The sequence below is a fragment of the Cellulomonas sp. genome, from assembly GCF_036279715.1.
GTDB lineage: Bacteria > Actinomycetota > Actinomycetes > Actinomycetales > Cellulomonadaceae > Cellulomonas_A.
Map to the genome: position 1 here is coordinate 51,105 of NZ_DASUIR010000076.1, position 16,468 is coordinate 67,572.

Consider the following 16,468-nt stretch of genomic DNA (forward strand, 5'->3'; position numbering starts at 1 on the left):
CAGCGCCGACCGTCGCCTGGCCCGTCCCGCACCGGACGGACCAGGCGATCGTCGTCGCACCTGACGACGGCGCCGTCAGGTCCTGACTGCGGTCAGCTCGCCCGCTGGGTCAGGTCGTAGACCGTCGCCCCGTCGACCGTCTGCGGGCTGAACGTGCTCGTGACCCAGGTCGAGATCTCGCTCGCCGCGGACGAGCCGCCCGACGACCGGCCGAACCCGCTCCCGCTGATGAAGTAGTGGATCTTCCCGGCCGCGACGTCGGCCTGGAACTCGGCCAGCGTCGGGGAGGGGTCTGAGCCGTTGAACCCGCCGAGCGGCATGACGGACCGCTCGGTCGCGAGCTGGTACCCGGCGGCGTTGTTCGCGCCGACCGTCGCGGCGACCCACGTGTACGAGTCGGCGTCCCGGAGCAGCAGCGCGGTCAGCGCCGCACTCGCCTCGGAGCCGTTGAGCAGGCCGCCCATCGCGCCGCCGCCGAAGCCCAGCCCGCCGGCCTGCGTCCCCGTCCCTGGCCCGGGCAGTCCGCCGCCGGGACCGCCGAAGCCGCCGCCCCGACCGCCCGGGAACCCGCCGCTCGTCCCGGTCACCCCGGGTCCGGCCGTCACGATCGACCCGGAGTGACCTGTCGAGACGGTCTGCAGCGTGAACGCGGTCGGTCCGGCGAGCCCCGCCACGAGGGCCAGCGCGAGCCCGGCGCGCAGGGTCCCGCGGCCGTACCAGCGCCCCGCGAGGAGCGTGGCCGCGCCGGCGAACGCCACGACGAGGACGACCCAGCGCAGCCACGGGAGCCACGTGGTGCTGCGCGCGAGCAGGACGTACGACCAGGCGCCCGTCAGCAGCGTCACGCCGGCGAGCAGGCCGAGCGCCCAGGGCTGGTCGCGCCGCGCCCAGACGAGGTCCGCGCCGATGCCGACGAGTGCGGCGATCGCGGGCGCGAGCGCCACCGTGTAGTACGCGTGGAAGATCCCGGCCATGAGGCTGAACGTGAGCATCGTGACGACGAGCCACGCGCCCCACACGACGAGCGCCGCGCGGACGACGTCGGTGCGCGCGTACCGCCGCCGCAGCCACAGCCCGACCACGCCGAGGACGAGCGCCGCGGGGATGAGCCATGCGATCTGGCCGCCGATGTCGGAGCCGAACATCCGGGTGATCCCGGTCGCGCCCCAGCCGCCGGACTGACCGCCGCCGCCGACCGACCCGGTCTCGTCGCCCGTGAGGCGTCCGAACCCGTTGTAGCCGAACGTGAGCTCGAGGAACGAGTTGGTCTGCGACCCGCCGATGTAGGGGCGCGCCGACGCGGGCACGAGCTCGACGAGCGCGACCCACCAGCCGCCCGCGAGCACCATGGCCGCGACCGCGATGAACCCGTCGCGCACCCGGCGACGCAGCGGGACGGGAGCGGCCCACAGGTAGGCGGCCGCGAGGCCGGGCAGCACGAGGAACGCCTGGAGCTGCTTGGTGAGGAACGCGAACCCGACGAGCGCACCCGCGAGCGCCATCCAGCCGGCCCGGCGCCGCGTCGACGGCTCGACGGCGCGCACCGTGGCCGCGGTCGCGAGGACGAGCAGCAGCACGAGGAGCGCGTCGGGGTTGTTGAACCGGAACATCAGGGCGGCGACCGGGGTCAGGGCCAGGACGGCCCCGGCGAGCAGCGCCGCACCGGCCGAGAGCTGGCGGCGGACGCTCGCGTAGAGGGCGCCGACGGAGGCGACGCCCATGAGCGCCTGCGGCGCGAGGATCGCCCACGACGACAGCCCGAAGAGCCGCACGGACAGGGCCATGACCCACAGGGATGCGGGCGGCTTGTCGACGGTGATCGACCCGGCCGCGTCGGACGCGCCGTACAGGAACGCGGTCCAGGACTGCGAGCCCGCCTGCACAGCTGCCGAGTAGAACGAGTTGGCCCAGCTGCTCGCGGACAGGTCCCACAGGTACAGGACGGCCGTGGCGACGAGGAGGCCGACGACGGCCGGCCGTTCCCAGCGGGGGCGCGTGGCGCGGCGCGTCTCGGTGTCGAGGGCACGCGCGCGGGGAGCGTCCGTCGAGGGCGCCTCGGCGGCCGCCGCAGGCTCGGCGCTCGCGGGCCAGGGCACGGCGGTGGTCGGTGTGGTCGTCATCGGACGGTCCCTTCGGCACGGTCGATCGAGGAGTCGGCGGCGCGGCGGGGCCGGAAGACCCAGTGCCGCAGCAGGACGAAGCGCAGGACAGTCGCGGCAAGGTTGGCGACGGCGAGGACCGCGAGCTCGGTGAGGTGCCCGGCGGTCGGTGCCACGACGCCGAGCAGCGCGAGCGAGCCGGACGTGAGCGCCCAGGCGAGCCCGAACACGATGAGACCCTGGCCCTGGTGGGTCGCGGCCCGGTCCCGTCCGCTGATCCCGAACGTGACGCGACGGTTGGCCGCGGTGTTGGCGATCGCGGTGAGGAGGAGCGCCGTGACGTTGGCGGACTGGGCGCCGAGCGGACCGCGCAGGAGCAGGTACAGGATCCCGTAGGCGATCGTCGAGGCGACGCCGACGACGGCGAACCGCACGAGCTGGTGCAGCAGGGTCGTGCGCGCGTCGCCGGTCCCGTGGCTCGCGTCGTCGGGCCCGGGCGGAGGTGCATCGCCGACGAGCGGCAGGTGCCCGCGCAGCTCGGCGAGCGGCAGGCGCCCCGCGGCGAGGTCGCGGCCGACGCGGGCGATGCCGTGCAGGTCCGCGAGCGCGGTCGCCACGATGTCGACCCGGCTGTCGGGGTCGTCGACCCAGTCGACGGGCACCTCGTGGATGCGCAGGCCGGCCCGCTCGGCGAGGACGAGCAGCTCGGTGTCGAAGAACCAGCCGGTGTCGGCCACGAGCGGCAGGAGCGCGTGCGCGGCGTCGGACCGGATCGCCTTGAACCCGCACTGCGCGTCCGAGAAGCGCGCCGCGAGGGTCCCCCGGAGCAGCAGGTTGTAGGACCGCGAGATGACCTCGCGCGCGGGTCCGCGCACCACGCGCGCCGTGCGGCTCAGGCGAGTGCCGATCGCGAGGTGCGAGTGCCCCGAGACCAGCGGCGCGATCAGTGGCAGCAACGCGGACAGGTCGGTCGAGAGATCCACGTCCATGTACGCGAACACCTGCGCGTCCGACGCGAGCCAGGCGGTGTGCAGCGCGCGGCCACGGCCCCGCGCGTCGAGGTGCACGACGCGGACCCCCGTCAGCTCGGCCGCGAGGCGCTGCGCGATCTCGAGCGTGCCGTCGGTCGAGGCGTTGTCCGCGATGGTCAGCCGCGACGAGTACGGCAGCTGGCTGTCGAGGTACGCGCGCGTCGTGCGTACTGCGCGCTCGAGACCCGCCGCCTCGTCGTAGACCGGGATCACGAGGTCGAGGACCGGTGCGCTCGCGCTGACGGCGAGCTCCGGGCGGGCTTCGGTGTGCGTCCCGGCTGTCGTGGTGTCCATGCGACCACCGTGGTCTGCCAAGGTCGGCAACCCCTGGACAGCGCCTGTGCTGAGGCTATGAACCCCCGCGGCCGGAGACCCCGCGGCCCCGCAGGCCGGCGACCCAGGTCAGGGTGCGGCGGGGAGGGTCACGGTGAACGACGTCTGCCCCGGCGTCCCGTCGACCTCGATGCTGCCTCCGTGCGCCGTGACGACGGCGTGCACGATCGCCAGGCCCAGCCCGGTCGACGACCCGGCCGCACGGTTGCGCGACGCGTCCCCGCGCGTGAACCGCTGGAAGAGGCGCGAGCGCAGCGGCTCCGGGATGCCGGGCCCGTCGTCCTGGACCTGGAGGGTCACGGCGTCCGGCGTCGCCCCCACGCTGACGACGACGGTGGTGCCGGGCGGGGTGTGGATGCGGGCGTTGGTGAGGAGGTTGGCGAGGACCTGCCGGAGCCGGGCCTCGTCGCCGAGGGCGAGTGCTGGCGCCGAGCCGTGGTCGGCCACCGAACCCTCGTCGTCCGGCCACGCGAGCTCGTCGGGCTCGTCCAGCGAGCTCGCGGCGGAGCCGTGGCCGTCCAGCTCGAGGCGCCACACGTGGTCGGGACCGGCGGCGTGCGCATCGGCGACGGCGTCGACCGCGAGCGACGAGACGTCGACCTCGACCCGGTCGAGGTCCCGGCCCGCGTCGAGCCGGGCGAGCAGCAGCATGTCCTCGACGAGACCGGTCATGCGCTTGGTCTCGGACTCGACGCGTGCCATGGCGTGCACGGCGGTGTCGGGGACGGGCTCGGGCAGTCGGCGCACGAGCTCGGCGTAGCCGCGGATCGAGGCGAGCGGGGTCCGCAGCTCGTGGCTCGCGTCCGCGACGAACTGGCGCACCTGGGTCTCGGACTCGTGCCGGGCCGCGAGGGCCTGCTCGATGTGACCGAGCATCTGGTTGAGCGCCGCGCCGACCTGCCCGACCTCGGTGCCGGGGTCCGTGTCCTCCTCGGGCACGCGCTCGGCGAGCAGGACCTCGCCGCGGTCGAGCGGGAGCTCGGCGACGCGCGTCGCGGTCGCGGCGACCCGGTTGAGCGGGCGCAGCTCGCGGCGCACGAGGACCGTGCCGGCAAGGCCCGCGAGCGCGAGGCCGACGACGGCCACGGCGATCTCGACGGCGACGTACTTCGCGACGGTCGCCGTCGCGGTGGCGGTCGGCAGACCCGTGACCACGAGGGACCCGGCGGTGCCGGTCGCGCCGATCACGCGGTAGCTGCCGAGCCCGTCGATCGTGACGGTCCGCGGGATGCCGTCGGCGGGTGTCGCGGCGAGCGTCGTGGCCTGGGCGTCCGTCAACCGCTGGAAGTCCCCGTTGTCCTTGAGGTACCCGGCGATGACCACACCGTCGGTGACGTCGAGGTTGATGGTCCCGACGTCCTGCCCCGGACCCCGCAGGCCGAAGGGCCGCGTGGGGCTCGCGGTGGGGACGGGCGTTGTCGGCAGTCCCGCGGTGCCCGTGAGCTCGGCGCGCGTCGGGGCGTGGGCGGCGCGCTCGCTCGCGGACACGAGCCGGGTGTCGAGCTGCCCGATGAGCGAGCCGCGCAGGGCGAGCGTCGAGACGACACCCATCGTCCCGGCGAACGCAGCAAGCAGAAGGATCAGGACGGCGACGATGCGGCGGCGCAGCGTCCAGCGCATGCGGGGGCTGCGCCCGGTCATGGCAGTCACGTGGCCGACGCGACCTCGCCGGGCTTCAGCACGTAGCCGACACCGCGCAGGGTGTGGATCATCGGCGAGCGGCCCGCGTCGATCTTGCGGCGCAGGTAGGACACGTACAGCTCGACGATGTTGGCCTGGCCGCCGAAGTCGTACTGCCACACACGGTCGAGGATCTGGGCCTTGGACAGCACGCGCTTGGGGTTGCGCATGAAGTAGCGGAGCAGCTCGAACTCGGTCGCGGTCAGGTGGATGTCCGTGCCGGCCCGGGAGACCTCGTGGCTGTCCTCGTCCATCACCAGGTCGCCGACGCGCAGCACGGCCTCCTCGCGCTCGTTGACCGCGCCCGCACGACGCAGCAGCGCCCGCAGGCGCGCCACGACCTCCTCGAGGCTGAACGGCTTGGTCACGTAGTCGTCGCCGCCAGCGGTCAGGCCCGCGACGCGGTCCTCGACGGCGTCCTTGGCGGTCAGGAACAGCACGGGGACGGTCGGGGCGGTCGCGCGGACGCGTCGCATCACCTCGAGGCCCGAGAGGTCCGGGAGCATGATGTCGAGCAGGATCACGTCCGGGTCGAACGACTTCGCGAGCCGGATCGCGGACTGGCCCGTGAGGGCGTGCTCGACGTGCCAGCCCTCGTAGCGCAGCGCGGTCGAGAGGAGCTCGGCGAGGGTGGGCTCGTCGTCGACGACGAGGGCTCGGACGGGCGAGCCGTCGACGCGCAAGAGGTGGTCGCGCTGGGTTGCCGTGGTGGTCATGCGAGCATCGTGCGCGCGCTGGCTGAGTGCCCTCTGACGGGTTCCTGTGAAAACCCTGTGGTCATCGTTCACAGCGATCCGGGGGTGTGGTCCCAGACGACGCACAGCCACCGGGCGTTGCGTCGGTGGTGGCCGCCGGTCGCGGTGGTCGCATCACGGTGTCGACGAGAGGAACGGTCATGACAGCGACGCTCGCACTGGAACCCGGGATCGACGGCTCCGCCCAGCGGCCCGCGCAAGGCGGGGGGTCCGGAGCTCCGGGGACCGCCTGGTTCACCGCGACGGTGCGGCCGGCCGGGGTGTTCACGTGCACCGACGCCGGCCGTCTGCGGGCCCTGCTCGACGCGCTGTCGACGTGCGCGTCGATGGTCGTCCTCGACCTCTCGGCGGCCCAGCTGCGCAGCGTCGACGCGGCGATCGTCGTCGACGAGGCGGCCCGTCGGCTCGAAGCGGCCGGGGGAGCGCTCGTCTGCGTGCACGCCGACCCGGCGTCGCTCGCCCAGCTCGCGGCAGCCGGCCCGCACACGGTCCTCATGCCGACGTCGGTCCCCTGAGCTCACTGCCGGGGACCTCGGCGACCCGGGCGGGTGCGCCGCCTCGCTACGGTTGGTCGGTGACACGCGCAGAGGCAGCAGACCAGCCCCGGGGCGCCCGATCGGTCCACGGCGCCATCGCGCCCGGGATCGTTGTCGCCGCGAGCTCCGCGGTCGGCGTGTGGCTCGCCTGGCGCATCTTCGTCGACACGTGGGCCGGTCAGCGCGTCGAGCGGGCGACGCTCCAGGGCGCCCGGTACGGGCAGAACCGGCTGTGGCACGTCGCCGAGCCGATCCTGTCGGTCGTGTCGATCTGGTTCATCGTGGTCGTGGTGCTCGCCGCGGTGCTCGTCGCGGTCCTGCGGCGGCGCTGGATGCTCGCCGCCCAGGTCGCCGTGCTGATGGCCGGGGCCAACCTCACGACCCGCGTGCTCAAGGTCGGCGTCATCGACCGACCCGACCTCGGGATCCCGGGGCCGGGATTCAACACCCTGCCGAGCGGCCACACGACCGCCGCCGCCTCCGTCGCGGCCGTGGTCGTCCTCGTCGTCCCGCCCCGCGTCCGTCCGTGGGCTGCGGTGTTCGGCGGTCTGTACACGGCGGCCACCGGGGTCTCGACGCTCGTCGGGCAGTGGCACCGCCCGAGCGACGTCATCGCGGCGATCCTCGTCGTGCTCTGCTGGAGCGGTGTCGCGTGCGCGCTCGTGGCGTGGCGACCCGGTCCCGTGAGGCGCAGCGCGACCGGCGCGCCGACCACCGCGACGGCCCAGCTCGCGCTCGCGACGGGTGCCGGACGACGCTCGTCGGGCACGCGGACGGGCGAGGTCCTCCTCCTTCTTGTGGCGCTCGTGGCGCTGGTCCCGGCGACGCTCACCCTGCACCGGTCCTGGACGTCGCCGGGTCCGCTGAGCTCTCGCTCGGAGCTGTTGACGGCCTACGCCGGGGGCGCGTGCGGGGTCGTCGCGGCCAGCGCCCTGGGCTTCGCGATCCTCCTCGTTCTGCGTCACGTGACGACGGCGCGCGTCGGAGCGGCTTGACGAAGGGTCGTAGAGTCGCCCCGGCGGCATCGTCCGAGGTCCCATGAGGACGGTCGGGACCGACCCGCCGCACGGGGAGCCCTGCCGGCGAGCCGGGTCCCACGCAGACGAGGAAGCAGGAAACGCATGTCCGCAGGTCGCAAGCTGGTCATCGTGGAGTCGCCCGCGAAGGCGCGCACGATCGCCGGGTATCTCGGCGAGGGGTACGACGTCGAGGCGAGCGTCGGGCACATCCGCGACCTGGCACAGCCGAGCGAGCTGCCCGCCGACATGAAGAAGGGCCCGTTCGGCAAGTTCGCGGTCGACGTCGACAACGGCTTCGCGCCGTACTACGTCGTCGACGCGGACAAGAAGAAGAAGGTCTCGGAGCTCAAGCGGCTCCTGAAGGACTCCGACGAGCTCTTCCTCGCGACCGATGAGGACCGCGAGGGCGAGGCCATCGCGTGGCACCTGCTCCAGGAGCTCAAGCCCAAGGTGCCGGTCAAGCGGATGGTCTTCCACGAGATCACCCGCGAGGCGATCCAGCGGGCGCTCGAGAACACCCGCGAGCTCGACACGCGCATGGTCGACGCCCAGGAGACGCGCCGCATCCTTGACCGCCTCTACGGCTACGAGGTGTCGCCCGTGCTGTGGCGCAAGGTCCGCCAGGGCCTGTCCGCCGGCCGCGTCCAGTCGGTCGCCACCCGGATGGTCGTCGAGCGGGAGCGGGAGCGCATGGCGTTCCGCGCCGCCGAGTACTGGGACGTCGCCGGGACCTTCGCGCGCACCGAGGTGCCCGACGACGCCGCCCGCGGCACGTTCGGCGCCAAGCTCGTCCAGGTCGACGGCAAGCGCGTGGCGTCGGGCCGCGACTTCGACGACCGCGGCGTGCTCACGGGCGCCGACGTGCGCCACCTCGACGAGGTGAGCGCGACGGCCCTGGTCGCTGGGCTCGACGGCGCCGAGTTCACGGTGCGCAGCCTCGAGACCAAGCCGTACTCACGCAAGCCCGCCGCGCCGTTCACCACCTCGACGCTCCAGCAGGAGGCCGGCCGCAAGCTTCGCCTCGGCTCGCGACAGACGATGCGCACCGCGCAGTCGCTGTACGAGAACGGCTACATCACCTACATGCGGACCGACTCGCCCGTGCTGAGCGCGCAGGCGATCGACGCCGCGCGCCGCCAGGCAGCCGAGCTGTACGGCGCCGAGTACGTCCCGGACAAGCCCCGCGTCTACGCGAGCAAGTCCAAGAGCGCGCAGGAGGCCCACGAGGCCATCCGTCCCGCGGGTGACCACTTCCGCACGCCGGCCCAGGTGGCCCGCGAGCTGTCGGGGGACCAGTTCCGGCTCTACGAGCTGATCTGGAAGCGCACCGTCGCCTCGCAGATGGCCGACTCGCGTGGGTCGACCGCGTCGGTCCGCCTCGCGGCGACCGCACGGCTCTCGACGCCTGCGGCCTCCGGGTCGCCGCTCGGTGACCGGGACCTCGACGCGGTGTTCGCGGCGTCGGGCACGGTCATCACGTTCCGCGGCTTCATGGCGGCGTACGAGGAGGGTCGGGACGCCGACCGCTACGAGGAGCCCGCCGCCGGGTCGAAGGGCGACGACAGGTCCGAGGAGCGCGAGTCCCGGCTGCCGCAGATGGCCGAGGGCGACGCGCTCGCAGCCGCCGACCTCACGGCCGACGGCCACCGGACCTCCCCCCCGCCGCGGTACACGGAGGCGAGCCTCGTCAAGGCGCTCGAGGAGCGCGGCATCGGGCGGCCGTCGACGTACGCGGCGACCATCTCGGTGATCCAGGACCGCGGGTACGTGACGGGCCGCGGGCAGGCGCTCGTGCCGAGCTGGCTCGCGTTCGCGGTGACGCGCCTGCTCGAGGAGAACTTCGGGTCGCTCGTCGACTACGACTTCACTGCCGAGATGGAGCAGGACCTCGACGAGATCGCCGCGGGCGACCGCGACCGGGTCGAGTGGCTGACGGAGTTCTACTTCGGTGCCGACGCGGCCAAGGTCGAAGGCCTGGGTCTGCGGGACCTCGTGGCGAACCTCGGCGACATCGACGCGCGCGAGGTCAACTCGATCGACATCGGGGACGGCATCACGCTGCGCGTCGGCCGGTACGGCCCGTACATCGAGGAGACGGGCGTCCAGGCGGTCGGTGCCGAGGTCGGCACGCCGCGTCGTGCGTCGGTCCCCGAGGACCTCGCGCCCGACGAGCTCACGGTCACCAAGGCCCGCGAGCTCCTCGAGACCCAGCCCGAGGGTGACATCGTGCTCGGCGAGGACCCCGTGACGGGCACGCCGATCGTCGCGCGCAACGGTCGCTACGGCCCGTACGTCACCGAGGTGCTCCCCGAGCCGGAGCTCGACCCGGCCCTGAGCGCCGCGGCCAAGAAGCGCGCGCTCGCGGCAGCAGCCAAGCCGCGCACGGGCTCGCTGCTCAAGTCGATGCAGCTCCAGACGCTCACGCTCGACGACGCCCTGCGGCTCCTGTCGCTGCCGCGCGTGGTCGGCACCGACCCCGAGACGGGCGTCGAGATCACGGCGCAGAACGGCCGCTACGGCCCGTACCTGAAGCGAGGCACGGACTCGCGCACGCTGCCGACCGAGGAGGCGATGTTCGACGTCACCCTCGAGGAGGCCCTCGCGATCTACGCGCAGCCCAAGCGCGGACGGGGTGCCACCGCCACCGCTCCGCTGCGTGAGCTCGGGGAGGACCCCGTCTCGAAGAAGCCGGTCGTCCTCAAGGAGGGACGCTTCGGTGCCTACGTGACCGACGGCGAGACGAACGCGACGCTGCGCAAGGAGGACGCGGTCGAGACGATCACGCCCGAGCGTGCGGCCGAGCTGCTCGCCGAGAAGCGTGCGCGGGGCCCGGTCAAGAAGAAGGCCCCGGTCCGCAAGGCGGCCGCGCCGCGCAAGGCCCCGGCCAAGGCTCGCGCGGCCAAGGCCTGACCGGACGCGCTCTCGTCGCACGACTCCGCAGTAGGTTGGGTCGCATGGCACGCATCGAGGACCCACGTACTGCACCGCCCCTGCGCTGGGGCATCCTGGGCGCCGGCTACATCGCCGGCGAGTTCGCCGACGCGGTCAACGCGCACACCCGCGCGCAGCTCGTCGCGGTCGGCTCGCGCAACCGCGACCGCTCCGAGCGGTTCGCGACGGCGCACGGCATCCCGACGACGCACGTCGGCTACCGGGACCTCGTCGAGGACCCGCAGGTCGACGCGGTGTACGTCGCGACGCCCCACTCGGAGCACCGCGAGCACGCGCTCCTCGCGATCGCGGCAGGCAAGCACGTGCTCGTCGAGAAGTCGTTCACGCGCAACGCCGGCGAGGCCGAGGATGTCTTCGCCGCTGCGAGGGCGGCGGGCGTCTTCGTCATGGAGGCGATGTGGACCCGGTTCCTGCCGCACGTCGCCGCGCTGCACCAGATCATCGATGCGGGCGAGATCGGCGAGATCGTCAACCTGTCCGCCGACCACGGCCATCAGTTCGCGTTCAACCCCAAGAGCCGGCTGTTCGACCCGGCGCTCGCCGGCGGAGCCCTGCTCGACCTCGGCGTCTACCCGGTGTCGTTCGCGCACGACTTCCTCGGGGTGCCCGACGCGATCCACGCGACCGGCGCACTCACCGAGACGGGTGTGGACGGTCAGGTGTCGATCGTCCTGTCGTACGGTGAGCGCGCGCAGGCCACGCTCTCCACGACCCTGTGGGCCACGACGCCCACGACGGCCTCGATCTCCGGGACCGAGGGCTTCGTGACGGTCGCCGGCGACTTCTACAGGCCGACGTCGTTCCGCGTGCAGCGGGCCGACGGTCGGGTGTGGACGTTCGACCAGCCCGGCCCGCGCGGTCTGCAGTTCCAGGCGGCCGAGGTGGCGCGTCGCGTCGCCGCGGGCGACACCGAGAGCCCACGGCTCACGTGGGCGAACACCGTCGAGGTCATGCGCACGCTCGACGAGGTCCGCGCGCAGATCGGTCTCGCGTACCCCGGGGAGTGACGCGCGTCGACGACGATCGCCGCGGTCAGGTGCGCGCGGGCGCGAGCACCTGGATCGCGAGCAGCACCACGTCGTCGCCGGGGACGTCGGTGACGACGCGTCGCGCGAGCGTCGTGACGAGCTCGTCGGGCGGCGCGCCCTGGAGCGCGCCCGCGGCCTCGGCCAGGGTCGCGACGCTCACCACGAGCGACTCGTCCCTCCGCTCGACGAGGCCGTCGGTGTAGAGCAGGACCACGTCGCCGACCTGCAGGGCCTGGGAGTGGTCGTGCCGCTCGGTGTCGGGCGCGATGCCGATGATCAGGTCGTTCGGTCGGTCGAGGACGCGAGCGCCCTCACCCGGACGGATGAGGATCGGCGCAGGGTGGCCGGCGCTCGACCACGTGAACAGCTGGCCGTCGCCCGCCGGGTCGACGTCGCAGCGCCCTGCGAGGACCGTCGCGACGCTCCGGAGCCCGATGTCCTCGTTCGTCCGGTCGAGGCGCTGGAGCCACGCCGAGGGCTGGTCGGGTCGGTCCCAGGCGAGCGTCCGCAGGCTCGAGCGGAGCTGGCCCATGCGGGCCGCGGCATCCATGTCGTGGCCTGTCACGTCGCCGACCATCACCGCGACGGCGTCGTCGGGCAGGACGATCGCGTCGTACCAGTCGCCACCCACCGCGTCGGCTCGGCCGGCGGGCAGGTAGTGGGCGACGAGGCGCAGCTGCGGCGGCTGGGGGAGCGCCGTCAGCATCGCCTCCTGAAGCGTGCGGGCGACGTCGCGGCGCTCGGCGAAGAGCTGGGCGCGTTCGAGCGCCTGCGCGGTGTACGCCGCGAGCGCGTTCTTCAGGGCCCGGTTGTCCGTCGCGAAGTCGCGGGGCGCATCCCACGCGAGCGTGAGCACGCCGTCGAGGCGATGGCCCGCGACGAGCGGGAGCACCGCGACCGCGCCCCCGTCCGGGGGAGCCGTCGCCCGCAGCGCGGGGAACGCGGCGATCATCTCGGCGTGGTCGGCGAAGAACAGCGACTCACGCGTGCGCGCGACGTGGCACGTCGGGGTGTCCTCGTCGATCCGCACGCGTTCCCGGTCGACGTCGGCGTCGGCGTCGGGAGTGGTCCGCACGTGCGTGAGGCTCCGGCCGGAGTGGTCGACGATCGAGATCCAGGTCCGTGAGGTGCCCAGCCCGGACTCGGCGACACCGGCCACCGTGCGCGCGACGTCCTCGATCGTCAGTGCGTCGTGGAACGCATCGCTCATGAGGAGCAGCACACCCGCCTGGCGGGCGGCCCTCGTGGCCCGACTGTGCGCCTGGCGCACCTGCTCGCGCTCACCCCGCAGCCGGAGCTCCGAGCTGCACGAGTCGGCGATGTCCCGGAGCAGCGCCAGCTCGCGCTCGTCCCAGACGCGTGGCTCGTGGTCGACCGCGGCCAGCGCCCCGACCACGGTGCCGGTCTCGTCGACCAGCGGGAAGCCCGCGTACGCGACGATGCCGAGGGTGCCGTTCGCCGGACCGTCCGCGAGCAGCTCCGCGCGGCGCACCTCCTCGATGACGAGCATCGAGCGGGATGCGACGACGTGCCGGCAGAACGAGTCGGTGAGCGGGCTGAACCGGTCGGCGTCGAGCTCCGCGGGGAGGCCGGCAGCGCCGGGGTAGATCTGGCCCGACCGCGACACGAGGGCCACGAGGACGAGCGGGACGCCGAGATGACGCTGGGCGATCTGCGCGAGGCGGTCGAACGCGGCGTCGGGCCGCGCAGGGAGCATCCACGAGGTCGGGAGTGCCTCGTCGGGGTGCAGAACCGTCATGAACCGTCCTTCGGGCGTGTGGCCGTGAGCCAGTCTGACAGGTGTCCGGGCCGGCGCGTTCCGGGGGCGGGTGAGTTCGCCGGTCGCGCAGCTCGGCTGCGGCGGGGCGCGTCGGCGCCGACGGATACCCTGACGCTCGTGACTGCGACCGTGCCCGAGGAGCCCGTGCGGCGAACCGACGCCGACGCCGACGCCCGGGGACTGTTCGTGTCGTTCGAGGGCGGTGACGGCGCAGGCAAGTCCACGCAGGTCGGCCGCCTCGGGGAATGGGTCCGGAGCCTCGGCCGCGAGGTGGTGCTCACGCGCGAGCCGGGCGGCACCGCGCTCGGCCTGGCGCTGCGGGATGCGCTCCTGCACGGAGACCACGTCGACCCGCGCGCCGAGGCGCTCCTGTACGCGGCGGACCGCGCGCACCACGTCGCATCGGTCGTCCGGCCCGCGCTCGAGCGCGGCGCGGTCGTCATCACGGACCGCTACCTCGACTCGTCGGTCGCCTACCAGGGCGGCGGCCGGGACCTCGGGGCCGACGAGGTCGAGAAGCTGTCGCTGTGGGCGACGCACGGCCTGCTCCCGCGGCTCACGGTGCTGCTCGACCTGGACCCGGAGTCGGGCCGCACGCGTCTCACGGGCGACCCCGACCGCCTCGAGCGCGCCGGGAGCGCGTTCCACCGCCGCACCCGCGAGGCCTTCCTGGCCCGGGCCGCCGCGGACCCCGGCCGGTGGCTCGTGCTTGACGCGTCGCGCGGGGTCGAGGAGATCGCCGCGGACGTCCGCGCGCGCGTCGCCCCGCTGCTCGCGGAGGCATCGGCATGAGGCCCGACGGCGTGTGGGCCGAGCTCGTCGGGCAGGAGCCCGCGGTCGAGGTGCTGCGCGGGGCGGTCGAGGACCCGACGCGGATGACGCACGCCTGGCTCGTCACCGGCCCGCCGGGATCGGGTCGGTCGACCGCGGCGCGCGCGTTCGCGGCCGCGCTGCAGTGCGAGACCGGCGGCTGCGGTCGCTGCCACGCGTGCGTGACGGTGCTGCAGGGGCTGCACCCCGACGTGACCGTCGTGGCGACCGAGGGCGTGGTCATCCGTGCCGACACCGCTCGGCCCCTCGTCGAGCTCGCGCAGCGCTCGCCGTCGTCGGGCCGGTGGCGCGTGATCATCGTCGAGGACGCGGACCGGCTCAACGAGACGAGCGGCAACGTGCTGCTCAAGGCGATCGAGGAGCCGCCGCCGCGCACGGTGTGGGTGCTGTGCGCGCCGAGCCCGCAGGACGTGCTCGTGACGTTGAGGTCGCGCAGCCGTGCCGTGGCGCTGCGTGTGCCCCCCGTGGACGCGGTCGCGGCGCTGCTCGTCGAGCGCGACGGGATCGACCCGGCCGTCGCCGCCGTCGCCGCCCGTGCGGCGCAGAGCCACGTCGGGATCGCGCGTCGGCTGGCCCGCGACCCGCAGGCCCGGGCCCGTCGCGCGACGGTGCTGTCGATCCCGCCGCGCGTGCGCGGGGTCGGTGACGCGGTCCTCGCGGCCGGCGACCTGGTCGCGACGGCGCAGGCCGACGCGAAGGCGGCGACCGAGCAGCGCGACGCCGAGGAGCGCTCGGTGCTGCTGCGCTCGATGGGCGCCGAGGGTGCCGCGACGATCCCGCCCGCGCTGCGCGCCCAGGTCCGCGACCTCGAGAGCGACCAGAAGCGGCGAGCCACCCGCGCTCAGCGCGACGTGCTCGACCGCGCGATGCTCGACCTGCTCTCGCTGTACCGCGACGTGCTCGTCGTCCAGCTCGATGCGGGCGTCGAGCTGGTGAACGTCGAGCACGAGGAGTCGGTGCGGGCCCTCGCGGCGTCGAGCACGCCCGAGCAGACGGTGCGCCGCATGGACGCGATCGGTGAGGCGCGCACCCGGATCGCCGGGAACGTCGCGCCGCTGCTGGCCGTCGAGGCCATGACCATCGCGCTGCGGCCGCAGGGCTGACGGAGCACCGGAGCCGCACGGCTCACGGAACACCGCGACCCGGCACAGCGAACCCCTCTACCCTGGTCGCGTGCCGTTCGCCCCGCCTGCCTCTGCCACCTCCCGCGCCGTCGGTCCGTCGAGCGCCGCGCGCGTCGGTCGCCGTCGCGGCCTGCTCCGCGCGGCGAGCCTCATGGCCGTCGTCGCTCTCGTCGCCGCGGGGTGCTCGACCGGCAAGCATCAGACGGAGGTGCCGACGGGCGCGGCGGCGTCGTCGGCGGGCTCGAGCACCACGCCCGCCGGGCTCGAGCGCTTCTACGGCCAGCAGCTCGACTGGACGACATGCGGCAAGTTCGAGTGCGCCAAGGCCACCGTCCCGGTCGACTGGTCCGCCCCCGACGGCGACGTGATCCAGCTCGCGCTCGAGCGCCAGCGGGCGACGGGCGGCACGTCCGTCGGCTCGCTCCTCGTCAACCCCGGCGGTCCGGGCGCATCAGGCGTCGATGCGCTCGAGTCGGTCGCCCTCGAGCGGATCAGCCCGAGCGTCCTGGCGAAGTACGACGTCGTCGGCTTCGACCCCCGCGGGGTGTCCCGGTCCGCGCCCGTGACGTGCGCGGGTGCCACGACTCTCGACTCGATCGTGTCGGCCGACCCCGACTACTCGACGCCGGCCGGGATCGCCGCCGTCGAGCAGACGTACGCCGACTTCGGGGCGGCCTGCCTCGCGAACACCGGCCCCCTGCTCGGTCACGTCGACACGGTGAGTGCCGCCAAGGACATGGACGTCCTGCGGGCCGCGCTCGGCGACGACAAGCTCACCTACCTCGGCTACTCCTACGGCACGCAGCTCGGCGCGACGTACGCGGCGCTGTTCCCCGAGCGCGTCGGGCGCCTCGTGCTCGACGGCGCGCTCGACCCGACGCTCACGTACGACGAGACGGCGATCGGCCAGGCCAAGGGCTTCGAGTCGGCGCTGCGCGCCTACGTCACCGACTGCCAGGCGGGCAAGGGGTGTCCGTTGACCGGATCGGTCGACGAGGGCCTGGCGCAGATCAAGAACCTGCTCGACCACGCCCGGGCGAAGCCGCTGACCACGGACCAGGCCGGGCGGCGCCTGACGGGCAGCCTCGCGTTCACCGGGATCGCCCTGCCGCTGTACTCGAGCAGCTACTGGACGTACCTGACCGCCGCCCTCACCAAGGCGTTGCAGTCCGACGACGGCTCGGGCCTGCTGAGCCTCGCCGACACCTACTACGAGCGCTCGCCCGACGGCACGTACGCGAACAACTCGACCGAGGCGTTCTGGGCCATCGGGTGCCTCGACGACCAGCCGTCGGCGGAC

General features: G+C 73.9%; 12 protein-coding genes. 7 read left to right on the forward strand and 5 right to left on the reverse strand.

The window, feature by feature from the left end:
• Positions 1-92: 92 nt before the first annotated feature.
• The 4 genes from VFW79_RS08075 to VFW79_RS08090 all read right to left on the reverse strand — a co-directional run bounded on the left by VFW79_RS08075 (position 93) and on the right by VFW79_RS08090 (position 5,859).
• Positions 93-2,120 carry an ArnT family glycosyltransferase gene (locus tag VFW79_RS08075; protein ID WP_329676793.1) on the reverse strand — a complete coding sequence of 676 codons (2,028 nt, stop codon included), beginning with the start codon at positions 2,118-2,120 and terminating at the stop codon, positions 93-95.
• On the reverse strand, positions 2,117-3,424 hold the full coding sequence (locus VFW79_RS08080) for a bifunctional glycosyltransferase family 2/GtrA family protein (RefSeq protein WP_329676794.1): 1,308 nt from the start codon (positions 3,422-3,424) through the stop codon (positions 2,117-2,119). Before VFW79_RS08080 ends, VFW79_RS08075 begins: the two co-directional genes overlap by 4 nt.
• 108 nt (positions 3,425-3,532) lie before the next feature.
• Positions 3,533-5,104 (reverse strand): HAMP domain-containing sensor histidine kinase, encoded by a 1,572-nt coding sequence (locus VFW79_RS08085; protein ID WP_329676795.1) that lies wholly within the window; start codon positions 5,102-5,104, stop codon positions 3,533-3,535.
• 5 nt (positions 5,105-5,109) lie between these two features.
• Entirely contained in the window at positions 5,110-5,859 is a 750-nt protein-coding gene (locus VFW79_RS08090; protein ID WP_329676796.1) for a response regulator transcription factor, read from the reverse strand.
• A gap of 179 nt (positions 5,860-6,038) precedes the next feature.
• Between VFW79_RS08090 and VFW79_RS08095 the strand changes: the two genes are divergently transcribed.
• The 4 genes from VFW79_RS08095 to VFW79_RS08110 all read left to right on the forward strand — a co-directional run bounded on the left by VFW79_RS08095 (position 6,039) and on the right by VFW79_RS08110 (position 11,412).
• The gene (locus VFW79_RS08095) at positions 6,039-6,413 is read left to right on the forward strand and encodes a hypothetical protein (protein WP_329676797.1); all 375 of its coding nucleotides are present in this window, start codon (positions 6,039-6,041) and stop codon (positions 6,411-6,413) included.
• 59 nt (positions 6,414-6,472) lie between these two features.
• Positions 6,473-7,429 carry a phosphatase PAP2 family protein gene (locus VFW79_RS08100; RefSeq protein WP_329676798.1) on the forward strand — a complete coding sequence of 319 codons (957 nt, stop codon included), beginning with the start codon at positions 6,473-6,475 and terminating at the stop codon, positions 7,427-7,429.
• 126 nt (positions 7,430-7,555) lie between these two features.
• Complete coding sequence (gene topA, locus VFW79_RS08105) at positions 7,556-10,363, forward strand: type I DNA topoisomerase (RefSeq protein ID WP_329676799.1); 2,808 nt, start codon at positions 7,556-7,558, stop codon at positions 10,361-10,363.
• A 44-nt stretch (positions 10,364-10,407) separates the two neighbouring features.
• On the forward strand, positions 10,408-11,412 hold the full coding sequence (locus tag VFW79_RS08110; protein ID WP_329676800.1) for a Gfo/Idh/MocA family oxidoreductase: 1,005 nt from the start codon (positions 10,408-10,410) through the stop codon (positions 11,410-11,412).
• A 25-nt stretch (positions 11,413-11,437) separates the two neighbouring features.
• Here the strand turns inward: VFW79_RS08110 and VFW79_RS08115 are convergent, their stop codons facing one another.
• Positions 11,438-13,192 carry a GAF domain-containing SpoIIE family protein phosphatase gene (locus VFW79_RS08115; RefSeq protein ID WP_329676801.1) on the reverse strand — a complete coding sequence of 585 codons (1,755 nt, stop codon included), beginning with the start codon at positions 13,190-13,192 and terminating at the stop codon, positions 11,438-11,440.
• A gap of 138 nt (positions 13,193-13,330) precedes the next feature.
• Here VFW79_RS08115 and tmk point away from each other — a divergent pair, with 138 nt between their 5' ends.
• From tmk to VFW79_RS08130, 3 genes are all read left to right on the forward strand, one after another.
• A complete protein-coding gene (gene tmk, locus VFW79_RS08120) occupies positions 13,331-14,005 on the forward strand; it encodes a dTMP kinase (RefSeq protein WP_329676802.1) in 675 nt (224 codons plus the stop codon).
• A complete protein-coding gene (locus VFW79_RS08125) occupies positions 14,002-15,147 on the forward strand; it encodes a DNA polymerase III subunit delta' (RefSeq protein ID WP_329676803.1) in 1,146 nt (381 codons plus the stop codon). Before tmk ends, VFW79_RS08125 begins: the two co-directional genes overlap by 4 nt.
• A gap of 70 nt (positions 15,148-15,217) precedes the next feature.
• Positions 15,218-16,468 (forward strand): alpha/beta fold hydrolase (locus VFW79_RS08130; protein ID WP_329676804.1); only part of this gene is annotated, 1,251 nt, incomplete at its 3' end.

Bases quoted from the DNA above. Each gene is read 5' to 3' on its own strand.
- VFW79_RS08115 (WP_329676801.1), bottom strand. From the start codon at position 13,192: ATGACGGTTCTGCACCCCGACGAGGCACTCCCGACCTCGTGGATGCTC.
- VFW79_RS08110 (WP_329676800.1), top strand. From the start codon at position 10,408: ATGGCACGCATCGAGGACCCACGTACTGCACCGCCCCTGCGCTGGGGC.
- VFW79_RS08085 (WP_329676795.1), bottom strand. From the start codon at position 5,104: ATGACCGGGCGCAGCCCCCGCATGCGCTGGACGCTGCGCCGCCGCATC.
- topA (WP_329676799.1), top strand. From the start codon at position 7,556: ATGTCCGCAGGTCGCAAGCTGGTCATCGTGGAGTCGCCCGCGAAGGCG.
- VFW79_RS08125 (WP_329676803.1), top strand. From the start codon at position 14,002: ATGAGGCCCGACGGCGTGTGGGCCGAGCTCGTCGGGCAGGAGCCCGCG.
- VFW79_RS08090 (WP_329676796.1), bottom strand. From the start codon at position 5,859: ATGACCACCACGGCAACCCAGCGCGACCACCTCTTGCGCGTCGACGGC.
- VFW79_RS08075 (WP_329676793.1), bottom strand. From the start codon at position 2,120: ATGACGACCACACCGACCACCGCCGTGCCCTGGCCCGCGAGCGCCGAG.
- VFW79_RS08095 (WP_329676797.1), top strand. From the start codon at position 6,039: ATGACAGCGACGCTCGCACTGGAACCCGGGATCGACGGCTCCGCCCAG.
- VFW79_RS08080 (WP_329676794.1), bottom strand. From the start codon at position 3,424: ATGGACACCACGACAGCCGGGACGCACACCGAAGCCCGCCCGGAGCTC.